Genomic DNA, 13025 nt, shown 5'->3' with positions numbered 1-13025 from the left:
CAGTGCTCGGCGCAACACTCAACAAGCTAAGGCTCCAAATGCTCATGCGCCTTCGAAGCCTCCATCCACGGTGCGAACAGACGGGTCGCCAGCGGCATGCATACGTAGCAGACCGAAAGCACGATGGTCAGGGTGATCAGGAACGTCGCGACCACGTAGTTGGAAAGAATCGCGTGGAGTTGCAGCACGGGCCCCCAGATCAGCGGCACCAGCAAGGTGTGCGGCAGGATCACCAGCAAGGTCACCACGGCCTGCTTCCAGCGCGGCGGCGGTGTGGCGGCGTCCGCCAGCGGGGTGAACCAGAACTCCTTGTGGGACGCGACTTCGGTCTGGTCGCCATCGGCCAGCAACGGCGCCGCCTCTTGCACCAACTCGCTGCGCTCGGGCGAATCCAGCCAGCGCTGCAAGGCCTCGGTGGAACAGAAGCGCAGCACGCAGGTGAACAGCGACAGGCCGTCCTGCTTGCCTCGCACCACGTCCACCCCCAAGTGCCCTGGCCAGCCACCGGCGACGCGCACGATGCGCCGCAGCCAGGCCTCGTAGGCCGCGTCCTGGCCGGCCTTGATCCGGTGCTTGACCACCAGGGTGACGATTTCGTCGACGCCAGGCTTGGCCTTGGGCTCAACGGTTTGCAATTCAGACATGACGAAGCACTCCAACAAAGCGCGTGTTCATCGCCAGGCGGCCAGGGCCGGCGATGAAGACGCTGGTAAATACAATCAGCAGCAACCAACCGAACTGCCCTTCTTCCAGGCTCCACTGCGGGTGCACCACCAGCAGCGCCACGGCCAGCAAAAACAGGATTGGCAGGCAGGCCAGGCGCACCAGCACGCCGGCCATGATCAGCAGCGGGCACACCACTTCGGCGAAGATCGCCAGGATCAGCGTGGGCGCCGCGCCAAGGTGAAACGGGTCTTCGATGCGGGTCAGTTCGGCGCTGTAGTGCAACAGCTTCGGCAAGCCATGGACCCACAGCAAAAACAGCGCGCCACTGAGGCGCAGGAACAGCAAGCCCAGATCCTGCATCGGGCGTTCATCGGTGATGTTCATCGGTGGGCTCCGTCCGAATCTGCGTAAGCCGCGGCCGGCAACGGTTGGGACATGTGGGTGGCAATGCGCGAGCGCAGCCAGCGCTCGGCGGGGTCGTTGTCATGCACGCCGCTCCAGACCATCGACAGTTCCGCCGCGTTGATCTCGAACGGTGGGTCCTCGGCCCGCAGCGCGCAGCCTTCGACCAGGGCACAGGCGGCATAGTCGGGCACGGTGGCGATCAGCTCGGTGCCTGCCAGCAAGGCGCGCAAGCCACTGAACTGTGGCACCCCGAGCACCACCTTGCGGGTCCGGCCGATGCGGGCCAGGTCCAGGTCGATGTTGCCGCTCAGGTCGCCCGAAAACGACACCATGGCGTGGGGCCTTGCGCAGTACTCATCCAGGATCAGTGGCCCTGGGCGATTGTCGCCGCGCAAGACCTTGCAGGGGATGTCCCGCAGCTTCTTGCGCTTGGCATTGGCCGGCAAATCGGTGGTATAGCTGACGCCCACGCTGATTTCGCCACTGCCCAGCAACGACGACATCAGCAGATAGTTGGCCCGACGCACCACCACGATGATGCCCGGCGCTTCTTCACGCAGTTGGCTGAGCAAGGGTGGAAACAGGCCGAACTCGGCATCGTCCGACAGGCCGATGCGAAACACATCGCAACTGGTGGACGGGTCGAACGCCTTGGCCCGGCTGACCGCGCCGGAAATCGTGTCCATGGCCGGTTGCAGTTCCCGCAGAATGGCCAGGGCCCGAGGCGTCGGCTCCATGCCACGACCGTGGCGGATCAGCAACGGGTCGTCGAACAGATCCCGCAGCCGCCCCAACGCCGCGCTCACCGCCGGCTGGCCCATGAACAGCTTCTCGGCGACGCGGGTCAGGTTCTTTTCGAACATCAGCGCCTCGAAGATCACCAGCAGGTTCATGTCGAGACGGCGTAAATCGTTGCGGTTCATCGGGTTATTTGATCCTGTTGAATGGCCAGGGATGGGTGAAGTCCCTGTGGGAGCGAGCTTGCTCGCGAAGGCGTGCCGACCTTCAACATCCTCGTCGACTGACCCTGCGCTTTCGCGAGCAAGCTCGCTCCCACATTAGGTTTTGTGGCTTGCCCCAAGCATCAGGGCAGCCCCCTTCAGCCCCGGATAAACGCCAGCAAATCAGCGTTCAGACGGTCCTTGTGGGTATCGGTCAGGCCATGGGGCGCGCCGGGGTAGACCAGCAACTGAGCGTTCTTGAGCAGCTTGGCGGCGGCGATGCCGGCGGCTTCGATCGGCACCACCTGGTCGTCGTCGCCATGCACCACCAAGGTCGGCACGTCGATGCCGCGCAGGTCGTCGGAAAGGTCGGTTTCCGAGAACGCCTTGATGCAGTCATAGGTGTTCTTGTGCCCGGCGAGCATGCCTTGCATCCAGAACCAGTCGATCATGCCCTGGGAGACTTTGGCGCCCGGACGGTTGGCGCCAAAAAACGCGCTGGCCACATCCTTGTATAGCTGAGAACGGTCGGCCAGGGAGGCCTGGCGGAAGCCGTCGAACACCTCGATGGGCAAGCCGCCCGGGTTGGACGCGGTCTTGAGCATCAGCGGGGTCACCGCCGAGATCAGGCCGAGCTTGGCGACGCGCGCGGCACCGTGGCGACCGATGTAGCGCGTCACTTCGCCACCGCCGGTGGAGAAGCCCAGCAACACCGCGTCCTTCAGGTCCAGTCGCTCGATCAGCTCGGCCAGGTCGTCAGCGTAGGTGTCCATGTCGTTGCCGTCCCAAGGCTGGCTGGAGCGCCCGTGCCCACGGCGGTCGTGAGCGATCACCCGGTAGCCGTTGGAAGCCAGGAACATCATCTGCGCTTCCCAACTGTCCGAGTTCAATGGCCAGCCGTGGCTGAACACCACCGGTTGTCCACTGCCCCAATCCTTGTAGTAGAGCTCGGTGCCGTCGCGGGTGATGAAGGTACTCATGCCATGATTCCTTGAGGTGAGTGAATGGCTTCATGGTCTGGTCAGCAGGGGTGTGAGCGTGAGTTAAACGTTGTTAATTTTTTGTCGGAGCAAGACCCTCCCGCGATGAGGGTGTGACGTTTCCTGGGGGCCGAAGCGGCTTCATCACGAACAAGCTTTTGCGCCTGCAAGGCTCTAAACCGTTGCACTTGCCGACAAACCTGAGGAACATGCTCAGGTATACCCGCCCTGCACCGGGACAGAATATCGAGCGCATGATGAGTCAATCCCCCAGCCTGCCCGTCGACCAGACGGTGCATTTCGGCCCTTACCGGGTCCACCCTAGACAGCGCCTGGTGATGGAAGCCGGGCAACCGTTGCGCCTGGGACGACGGGCGGTGGATATCCTGCTGGTACTGCTCGAACACGCCGGGCAGGTGGTGAGCAAACAACAACTGATCGCCCGCGTCTGGCCCAAGAGCGTTGTCGAAGACACCAACCTGCGGGTGCACGTCGCGGCGCTGCGCAAGGCCCTGGGCGACGGCCAGGCTGGCCAGCGCTACATCATCACCGTGGCGCAGCGCGGCTACAGCTTCGTGGCCCCCGTGTCATTGGCCCCTCTCGAACCACCGGCGCCCACGCCCCACCCTGCCCTGGCGCACAACCTGCCGCTGCGGCACACGCGGATGATCGGACGCCACGCCCTGCTGGAAAACCTGGTGGCGCAACTGCCACGCAAACGCTTCATCACCCTGGTGGGCACCGGCGGCATCGGCAAGACCACCGTTGCCCTGCGGGTCGCCGAACGGCTGATCGGCCGCTACCGTGATGGCACCTACCTGCTGGACCTGGCCCCACTGAACGACCCGGCCATGATCGCGCCCAACCTGGCGGCGCTGCTGGACCTGCCGTTGCAGGACGGCGACCCGCTGGAGACCATCACCCGGCAACTCAAGGAACGGCACCTGCTGCTGGTCATCGACAACTGCGAACACCTGATCGACGCCGTCGCCCAGCTCAGCGAAACCTTGCTGCGCGGCGCCCCGCATCTGCACATCCTCGCCACCAGCCGCGAAGACCTGCGTGCCGAAGGCGAACACGTCCAGCGCCTGGATGCCCTGGCGTTCCCACCGCCGGAAATGCCCATCGAAGGCTTCCCGGCCCTGGCGTACCCGGCCTTGCAGTTGTTCGCCGAGCGCGCGATGGCCAGCCGCGACGACTTCGAGCTGACCGACGCCGACGTGCCGCTGGTGGTGGACATCTGCCGGCGGCTGGACGGCATTCCCCTGGCCATCGAACTGGCCGCCGCGCAGATCAGCCGCTTTACCGTGCAACAGCTGCACCGGCAACTGCTGGACAGTCTGGCCTTGCTTCACAACAGCGGCGATGCCGCCCCCCGTCAGCAGACCTTGCGCGCCACGCTGGACTGGAGCTTCGCCCTGCTCACCCCTTGCGAGCAAACCTGCCTGCGACGGCTGGCGGTGTTCATGGGCAGTTTCAACCTAGTCTCGGCGGCGGCGGTGATCGTCGGCCAGCAGGTGGCGCCCGAACAGGTGCTGGTGTCCGTCAGCCAGTTGGTGGCCAAGTCATTGCTCAACGTCGAGATCGGCGACGAAGAAGTGCGCTACCGCCTGCTGGACACCACGCGCAGTTATGCCCTGGAAAAACTCACCGATGCCGGAGAACTGTCCGCGAGCCGGGAACGTCACGCCGAGCGCTGCCTGACGCTGATGGAACAGGCCGAAGACGATTGGCAGACCACCCCGACGCGACTGTGGATCGGCCGTTACGCGGCCTATCGCGACGACATTCGCGCGGCGCTCGATTGGGGGTTGGGCGCGCAGGGTGTGCGGGCCGTGGCGATCCGCCTGACCGCCCGAACCTTGCCGCTCTGGCAGGAGTTGTCCTTGCTCAAGGAGCATGGCCTCTACGTCAGCAAGGCGCTGGCCTTGCTGCGGGCCACGCCCACGCCATGTCCGAAGCTGACCCTTGCCCTGGAACTGGCGCACGGCAGCTACCGTTACCACACCGAAGGCGGCACCCCGGCCACCATCAATGCCTTCATCACGGCGCGCCGGCTGGCCCGGCAAAGCCAGGACCTGGCCGGCGAATTGCGGGCGGTGTCCGGCCACATGGCGGTCAACCTCAGTTGCGGCAATTACCGCCAGGCGCTGGAGCAGAGCCAGGATTTCGACCGGCTGGGGCCTCAGGGCGACCCGATCCTGTCCCTCAGCGCCCAGCGCCTGCGTGTCCTGGCGCTGCACTTCGCCGGGAACCAGGCCGTGGCCCGCCGCGACGCCGAGCAGGTGATCCAGCGCATGGCCCAGAGCGGGCATCTGAGCCGTTTCACCCACGGTTTCGGCGTGCAGTACGACCAGAGCGTGGCATCGCTGACCATTCTGGCGCGCATCCTGTGGCTACAGGGCTTCGCCGAGAAAGCCCAGCGGACCGCCGACCTGGCGTTGCAGATTGCCTTGCAGATCAACCATGGCACCTCGATCTGCTACACCCTGGCGCTGGCCAGTTGCGTGATCGCCCGCTACAACGGCGATCACGCAACCGCCCAGGACAGGCTCGACCTGTTGCAGCACCAGACGAAAAAGCACTTCGTGATGTTCTTCCACGACTGGGCCCGGCATTACGTCCGCGCTTTCGATAACCCGCCGCCGGACATCGACTCGACCAGCGCGCGGTTGGTCCAGGACATCGTCACCACCCTGCGCGCCGATTGCGTCACCCCGGCACAACTGGAACGCGCCCACAGCGGCGCGGCGGGCTGGTGTGCGGCGGAGATCCTTCGGGCCGACGCGCAAACCCTGCTGGCACGCAACGACCCCGCGCTGGAGGCGCGTGCCGAAGAACAATTGCTCAAATCACTGGCGGTGGCCCGGCGAGACAACGCCCTGGCCTGGGAACTGCGCAGCGCCACGACCCTGGCGCGGCTGTGGCAACGTCGGGGCCAGGACCTGGACGCACACGGGTTACTCGGCCCGGTCTATCGGCGCTTCACCGAAGGCTTCGACACCCCCGACCTAATGGAGGCCGACGCGCTGCTCCAGGCCTTGTCGGGGCGGTGCGGGCCTTGAATGCAAGGGTTTGACGGCGTCCTGCAAGAGGTAGCGCCGGTGGTACAACGACCACTGGCCGCTGCGCCGGAGCTTTTCCAGGGCATAGGCGCGCGTGGTATTGAGCCAGAAAAACCGGACGCCATTGGCACAGGCCTCGACCATCACCAGGGACTGGCTGGCCAGGCGTGACAGCAACCACGGCAGTTGATCCACGCCCAGCTCCGGGCAACTGATGACCGCCATCGCCGCCTTCAGGGTAAAGGGCCGCTCAAACACCGCCAGCCGTTGGAACACCCGTTGCTCGGCGGCGCTCAGGCGTTCGAAACTCCAATCCAGCATCGCCTCCAGGCTTTGATGCCGGGCCACCGCGGTACGCCGCCCGTGGCTCAACAACGACAGCCCCTGCTCCAGTTGCTCCAGCACGCCGGCCACGCCCAGCACCCCGACCTGGGCCGCCGCGAGTTCCAGCGCCAGCGGCAAGCCGTCCAGGCGCTGGCAGATTTGCGCGATCGCCACCAGGTCGCGGTCGGTGGCGGCGAACCCTTGCTGCCGGGCGCCAACCCGTTCGATCAGCAGCTGCGTGGCCGGGCTCGCCAACAGTTGCGGCTCAAGTTCAAGGGGCGACACCCGTGCCAGGCCTGGCAACTGCACGGTGCATTCATCGACCATGTTCAAGGCTTCGCGGCTGCTCAACAGCAATGTCACACCGGGCGCCGAGGCGCCCACCCTCAGCGCCAGCTCCCGACAGGCCTGCAACAGATGCTCGCAGCCATCGAGCACCAGCAACAGGCGCCGGGCTTGCAGTTGCCGGATCAGGGCGTCGGGCGCGAGCCCCAGGGCCTGCGCCACGTGTGCCTGCAACTGGTACGGCTCGGTGAGGGTGGCCAGGTCGACAAACCAGGCGCCGTCGGCAAAATGCTCCAGCAACAGCTCCGCCACCCGCAGCACCACGGTGGTCTTGCCGACGCCACCCGGGCCGGTCACGGTGGTCAGGCGCTGACGGGGCACGTCGGCCAGCAACCGCCCCAGCACTTTATCGCGACCGATCACCGGGCTCAGCCGGGCCGGCAGGTTGTGTCGTTCAAGGTCGGTCGTCGGGGCCAGGGAGGCGGCAAGGCAATAGCCTTGCCGGGGATCGTTGAGAATGTACTGGCAGCCGTCCTGCCCGTCGCCAAAGGCTCGGCGCAGGGCCGCGATGTGCACCCGCAGGTTGATTTCCTCGACGACGCTGTCCGGCCAGACGCGGGTCAACAAGGCTTGCTTGCTGACGTAGGCGCCGGCGTGCTCCACCAGCACCTGGAAAATGTCCAGGGCCCGCCCCCCCAGCACAAGCGGTTCGCCATCGCGGGTCACCAGGCGTTGCTGGGGGTAGAAGACAAACGGACCGAAGCCCACCGCCGCTTCGGTATCGGGTGTGACGAGACTGTTCATGAGCAATCAAGCGCCGGATCACCGCGGCGGGCATGACGTCGCGAATCAACGAACGCGTCTGCCCCGGCTCCTGCACATCCTTTCCAGAGGGTGTGCCGTTATCTTGGCAGCCATCGTTTGCAGAACAATGCTGGCACAGGACGCACCACGGACATGACGATGCCCTGGACGGACATCTTCGGCTCAACTGAACTGTTGGCGGTACTGGACGGGGGTCAGGCCGAGCTTTTCACTGAACAGCGAGCGCATGTGCCGGACACTGCCGAAGCCGCTGCGAAAGGCCACGGTCTTGAGCGGCAGGTCGGTGCTTTCGAGCAACTGGCGGGCCCGGTCAATGCGCGCGCCTTGCAGGAACTCCATCGGGGTCATCTTCACTTCACGAGCGAACAGCCGGGCGAAATGCCGCGAGCTCATGGAGGCCAGCGCCGCCATGCGCTCGATGGTGAACGGTTCCTCCAGATGTTCCATGACATGGTTCTGCACCCGGGTAATGGCCGATTCCTGCGCCGCCACCGCGGCCACCAGCGGACTGAACTGCGCCTGGCCGCCCTGGCGCTTCATCACCACCAACAACACCTTGGCCACGTCCAGCGCCACTTTGCGGCCGTGATCCTGGGCAACGATGGACAGCGCCAGGTCGATACCGGCGGTGACGCCACCGGACGTGATCAGGCGCCGGTCCTGCAGGAAGATTTTGTCGGTCTCCACCAGCGCCTTGGGGAAACGCTGGATCAGCCGCTCGGTGTAGTGCCAGTGGGTGGTGACGCGGTAACCGTCAAGCAACCCGGCCTCGCCCAGTACAAAGGCGCCGGTGCAAATCGAGCCGTAGCGCGTGGCCCGCTGCGCGGCGGCCTTCAGCCAGATATGCAGCCCCGGGTGCCGGTCGTTGTAGGCGCCCGGCCCGCCCGGCACCAGCAACACGTCGTAGGCGGCCCACGCCTGGTCGATGTGGATGTCGGCCTGCACGGTCACGCCGTTGGAAGCGCGCATCGGGCCGCGCTCGGTGCCCAGGGTCAACAGTTGATAATGGTTATCCGCGTCGAGGTACCGATTGGCAATCGAAAACACTTCCAGCGGCCCGGCCATGTCGAGCAACAAGAAATCGGGGAACAGCACCATTGCAACGGTTTTCATCAGTAGAAACGCCAGGAAATCAGAGAGACACAGTAAACGTTCAAGCCCACGAGGTCGGTGGAGGGGCATTATGACGAAGCCAAGCGCCGGGGGCGAGCTGACTATTGTCCACTCAAAAGAGACAGTATTTCGTTTTTCATCTACTTATTGAAGATTACGATAACCATTAATCTTCTTCTGAACCCGGCGAACGGCCCAGCCGCCGCCCACAGACATCAGGAGAATCCATCATGCTGACCCTTCGCAAAGCTTCGGATCGCGGCATCGCCCGCCACGGCTGGCTGACCTCGTTCCACACCTTTTCTTTCGCCAACTACCGGGACCTCAACCAACAGGGCTTCTCCGACCTGCTGGTCATCAATGATGACCGCGTCGCCGCTGCCAAAGGTTTCGGCCAGCATCCCCATCGGGACATGGAGATTTTCTCCTACGTGCTCGAAGGCGCGCTGGAACACAAGGACACCCTGGGCACAGGCTCGGTGATCCGCCCCGGCGACGTACAGTTGATGAGTGCCGGCAGCGGCGTGGCCCACAGTGAGTTCAACCACAGCGCGGACGAACTGGTGCACTTCCTGCAAATCTGGATCGTGCCCAATGTCAGCGGCGCCAAGCCACGCTACCAACAGGAGCACTTCAGCGCCGAGCAGAAACGCGGTCGCCTGCAACTGATCATCTCCCCGGACGGCGCCGACGGCTCGCTCGAGGTGCGCCAGGATGCACGGGTCTATGCCGGGCTGTTCGACGGCAACGAAAGCGCCACCCTGACCTTGGCACCGGACCGTTACGCCTATGTGCACGTCGCCCGGGGCTCGGTCGAACTCAATGGCCAGTCACTGCAGGAAGGCGACGGCGTGCGAGTCCGCGAGGAACAGGTGCTGACATTGAGCAACGGCGTGGATTCGGAAGTGCTGGTGTTCGACCTGCAACCGCGGGAACTGCCGCAAATGCCATGAGCCGCGACAGGGCTCCGGGCATGACCGAGGCAACGTTCAAGCGACCGCAATACCCCACAAGGCGCAGGCCTCGTCCGACAAGACGAGGCCTCGGCGCATCCCCCACCCACAGCGCTTACTTGCGCGCGAACGTCGAACGGTAGCTGCCCGGCGGCACGCCGAAGAAGTCCCGGAAGCGTCGTTGGAAATGCGGCGAACTGACGAACCCCGTTGCCACGGCGATTTCCGTCACCGAGCGATTGGTCTGCTGGATGAGCTGGCGGGCGCGGGTCAGGCGCAGCTCCAGGTAGTAACGCGTCGGGGTCGCCCCGAGAAAACTGCAGAAACGCCGCTCCAGCTGGCGCTTGGAAATCTTCACGCAGGCCGCCAGCTCATCGATCGTCAGCGGTTCCTCGACGTTTTGCCACATCAATTCCAAGGCCAACTTGAGGCTTTCCGGCAGCGTTGGGTCGGTCTCGACGAACACCGGCGGCAGGTCCGACGCATCGCCCGATTCATCACAGCGCAGGATTTCCTCGATCGCGCCCACCAGCGCCTCGCCGCCCGTCTGGCGGATCAACTGGAGCATCATGCGCAACGAACTGTTGGCCCCGGCGCAGCTGACGCGTCCGCGGTCCAGGACATAGGCACGGCTGGACACTTTCACGTTGGGGAACACTTCGGCCATCATCGCCCGGCTTTCCGGGTGGACGGCGCACTCAAACCCTTCCAGCAGGCCGGCGTCGGCGACAAAGAACACACCGTTCCACAGCCCGCCCATGATCGCCCCGGCCGTGGCATTGGCGCGCAGCTTGCGGCGCAGCAACGGATGACCTTGCAGTTTCACGCGAAAACCGCCGGCGACGATCATCACGTCCTGGTTTTCCGGCATCTGTGCCAGCTCGATGTCGGTCGAGATGACAATTCCCAGGTCACTCGTCACCTGCCCACCCGAGACGCCCACCGTCAGCACCTCATAGAGGGGCTTGTCGCTCATCAGGTTGGCGGTCACCAGCGCATCGACCGCGCCGGTGAAAGACATCATCGAGAAATTGTCCATCAATACAAACGCGACGCGAATGGGCGCTTGGCTGGCCGGGGTCGCCCCCTGGGGTCGATAAGCCATGTTCTTGTTTTTAAGTACGCTCTCGAATGCGCTTGGCATAGGGCCTCGTGAATACAGAAGACGATCAGGACTTGCTTCACTTTTGCGTTCGCGCAAAGGCGGCAGGGCCATCCGCGCTATTTTCCAGCCTGGCCGCGTTCGCTGCAATCACCTTGCTGCGCGGCGCAGCGGCCGGTCCAAATTACGCTGAATGGTCTCAAGTGCCTACGACTTTGGTCGATATACCGGGTGTGGGCATGGGCGCTTTTCCCTTTCCAGAAACTCGCAACGCCAACCGCTATCGTTTCCGCCGTTCCAACATCAAAAATATTCCGCGGGAGAAGTCATGAATATCAAGCAAAAGCTGACATGGGCGTTCGCGACCATTGCCTGCCTCCCGGTTATCCTGGTGGCGGTGCTCGTCGTATTGAACCTGCGAGACGCGGCAAAGACCAACTTCCTGGACAGCAGCGGCCGCGAGATCCGCCAGATCGACAACGGGATGAAGATGTTCTTCGACGGCATCAGCCAGAACGTCGAGTTCTTCGCCAAGGATCCGCGGATTGTCTCGGCCAAGGGATTGAAGAACTATTCGAGCGCCGACGCCGCACAAATTCCCCTGACGGAAACCAACCAGCAGTTGCTGGCGATCTTCGACGGCTTCGCCAAGTCCCATCCGACCACCGCGTACCTTTCCCTGGGCCAGAATGACGGCGGCTACGCCAGCTGGCCTGACGACGCCAAGTTGTCCAACTACGACCCGCGCGTGCGCCCCTGGTACAAGGCTGCCCTGGCCTCGCCCGGCACCACCACCCGCACCGACGCCTACTATTGGGCGCCGGACGACGTGACACTGATCTGCACGGTCCACACCGTCACCGACGCCAACGGCAAGGTCATCGGCGTTGTCGGCCTGGACGTGTCGCTCAAGCAACTGACCGAACTGGTCAAGGCCATCAAGCTGGGCGACAGCGGTTACCTGATGCTGATCGAGGGCAACGGCAACGTCCTGGTGGATGCCAGTGACGCCAAGCACAACTTCAAGCCCCTCGCCGACCTCGGCCCCAACTATGCCGAACTGGCCAAGAGCGGCGACGGCGTGACCCAGATCGAGATCGACGGCGTGCCCTACATGGCCAACGTGGTCAGCTCCAAGGGCCTGGGCTGGCGCTTCATCGGCCTGATCAAGCGCGACGAAGTGATGGCCGAGGCGTCGAGCCTGACGTGGCTGATCGCAGTGATTGCCGCCGTACTGGCCGCGGTGTTCGCGGTGGTCGGGGCGAGCTTTGCCAGCGTGATCGTGCGTCCGATCCGCGGCGTGGCCAACGGCCTGCAGGAAATCGCCGAAGGTGAAGGCGACCTGACCCGTCAGCTCAGCGTGCAAGGCAAGGACGAAACCGCCACCCTGGCGAGCTGGTTCAACCAGTTCCTGGGCATGATCGCCCAGCTGGTGCAACGCATCGGCAGTGCGTCGTCCGATCTGCAGAGCGCCGCCGCCGATACCAGCGATGTCGCCCAGAACATGAACGAAGCCGCCGGGCGCCAGCGCCAGGCCGTGGAACTGGTGAGCACCGCGTTCAACGAAATGGTCGCCACCGCCAACGAAGTGGCGCGCTCGTGCAGCGAAGCCGCCTCCAGTGCCGACACCGGCTACCGTGACGTACACGACGGCCAGCATCACATCGGCGAAGCCACCGGCAGCGTGTTGAAACTGAGCGAGGACCTGCAGAAGTCGACCCAGACCATGCAGGCCCTGGAGCAGGACAGCAAGAACATCAACACCATCCTCGACACCATCCGCTCGATTGCCGAACAGACCAACCTGTTGGCCCTCAACGCCGCCATCGAAGCCGCGCGCGCCGGCGACCAGGGCCGCGGGTTCGCCGTGGTGGCCGATGAAGTACGGGCACTGGCACGGCGCACCGCCGACTCCACCGGCGAAATCGACAGCCTGCTGGGCAACCTGGCCCGACGGACCCAGGAAGTGACGCAGCAGATGCAGAGCAGCCTGCAAGTGTCGCAAACCAGTGTCGAGCGCATCCAGCAGGCCCGCGACAGTTTCGACAAGATCCGCCACTCGGTGGACTCGATTCGCGACCAGAACACCCAGATCGCCACGGCCGCCGAGGAACAGCATCAGGTGGCGGAAGACATCAACCGGCACATCGCGCAGATCCATGCCGACGCCCAGTTGGTCGAGGAATTCGCCCACTCGGCACAAACCGGTTCGGGCCGCCTGACGGACATTTCCGGGCAGCTCAAGGGGCTGGTGGGACGCTTCAAGTTCTAAGCATTGGCCCCGAGGGAGCCAGGGACGGCTCCGGGGTCAGACTGTCTAATGCATCGCCTGATCGATCAATCGTCATCAGCGACGATGCTCCTGC

Annotated in this window: 11 protein-coding genes; 4 read left to right on the top strand and 7 right to left on the bottom strand. The window is 64.3% G+C overall.

Going from position 1 to position 13025, the window contains the following annotated elements; all coding sequences use genetic code 11:
* Positions 1-26: 26 nt before the first annotated feature.
* From V5F23_RS10045 to V5F23_RS10030, 4 genes are all read right to left on the bottom strand, one after another.
* Positions 27-644 (bottom strand): antibiotic biosynthesis monooxygenase, encoded by a 618-nt coding sequence (locus tag V5F23_RS10045; RefSeq protein ID WP_042729762.1) that lies wholly within the window; start codon positions 642-644, stop codon positions 27-29.
* The gene (locus V5F23_RS10040) at positions 637-1050 is read right to left on the bottom strand and encodes a DoxX family protein (protein ID WP_042729763.1); all 414 of its coding nucleotides are present in this window, start codon (positions 1048-1050) and stop codon (positions 637-639) included. The genes V5F23_RS10045 and V5F23_RS10040 overlap by 8 nt, the downstream gene beginning before the upstream one ends.
* Positions 1047-1994: a LysR substrate-binding domain-containing protein gene (locus tag V5F23_RS10035; protein WP_338498302.1), complete on the bottom strand. Its 948-nt coding sequence runs from the start codon at positions 1992-1994 to the stop codon at positions 1047-1049. The genes V5F23_RS10040 and V5F23_RS10035 overlap by 4 nt, the downstream gene beginning before the upstream one ends.
* A 176-nt stretch (positions 1995-2170) precedes the next feature.
* A complete protein-coding gene (locus tag V5F23_RS10030; RefSeq protein ID WP_042729765.1) occupies positions 2171-2992 on the bottom strand; it encodes an alpha/beta hydrolase in 822 nt (273 codons plus the stop codon).
* 257 nt (positions 2993-3249) lie between these two features.
* Here V5F23_RS10030 and V5F23_RS10025 point away from each other — a divergent pair, with 257 nt between their 5' ends.
* Positions 3250-6057 (top strand): winged helix-turn-helix domain-containing protein, encoded by a 2808-nt coding sequence (locus tag V5F23_RS10025; protein WP_042729766.1) that lies wholly within the window; start codon positions 3250-3252, stop codon positions 6055-6057.
* Here V5F23_RS10025 and V5F23_RS10020 read toward each other — a convergent pair.
* Together V5F23_RS10020 and V5F23_RS10015 are read right to left on the bottom strand one after the other, a co-directional pair.
* Entirely contained in the window at positions 6004-7470 is a 1467-nt protein-coding gene (locus V5F23_RS10020; protein WP_042729767.1) for a winged helix-turn-helix domain-containing protein, read from the bottom strand. The two genes, V5F23_RS10025 and V5F23_RS10020, sit on opposite strands and share 54 nt — an antisense overlap.
* Before the next feature lie 183 nt (positions 7471-7653).
* Positions 7654-8604 carry a GlxA family transcriptional regulator gene (locus V5F23_RS10015; protein WP_042729768.1) on the bottom strand — a complete coding sequence of 317 codons (951 nt, stop codon included), beginning with the start codon at positions 8602-8604 and terminating at the stop codon, positions 7654-7656.
* Positions 8605-8834: 230 nt separating this feature from the next.
* Between V5F23_RS10015 and V5F23_RS10010 the strand changes: the two genes are divergently transcribed.
* Positions 8835-9557, top strand: coding sequence for a pirin family protein (locus V5F23_RS10010; protein ID WP_042729769.1), 723 nt, complete (start codon positions 8835-8837; stop codon positions 9555-9557).
* A gap of 115 nt (positions 9558-9672) precedes the next feature.
* On the opposite strand, the gene V5F23_RS10005 is transcribed toward V5F23_RS10010, so the two are convergent.
* Positions 9673-10701, bottom strand: coding sequence for a GlxA family transcriptional regulator (locus V5F23_RS10005; protein WP_042729770.1), 1029 nt, complete (start codon positions 10699-10701; stop codon positions 9673-9675).
* Between the two features lie 8 nt (positions 10702-10709).
* On the opposite strand from V5F23_RS10005, the gene V5F23_RS10000 reads away from it, so the two are divergent.
* Positions 10710-10991, top strand: a complete 282-nt coding sequence (locus tag V5F23_RS10000; RefSeq protein ID WP_152622915.1) for a hypothetical protein — start codon at positions 10710-10712, stop codon at positions 10989-10991.
* Positions 10988-12931, top strand: a complete 1944-nt coding sequence (locus V5F23_RS09995) for a methyl-accepting chemotaxis protein (protein WP_042729771.1) — start codon at positions 10988-10990, stop codon at positions 12929-12931. Before V5F23_RS10000 ends, V5F23_RS09995 begins: the two co-directional genes overlap by 4 nt.
* Positions 12932-13025 lie beyond the last annotated feature (94 nt).

The organism is Pseudomonas sp. WP18 (genome assembly GCF_036689585.1).
Classification (GTDB): Bacteria; Pseudomonadota; Gammaproteobacteria; order Pseudomonadales; family Pseudomonadaceae; genus Aquipseudomonas; species Aquipseudomonas chlororaphis_E.
This window is presented reverse-complemented; position numbering and strand designations above follow the sequence as displayed.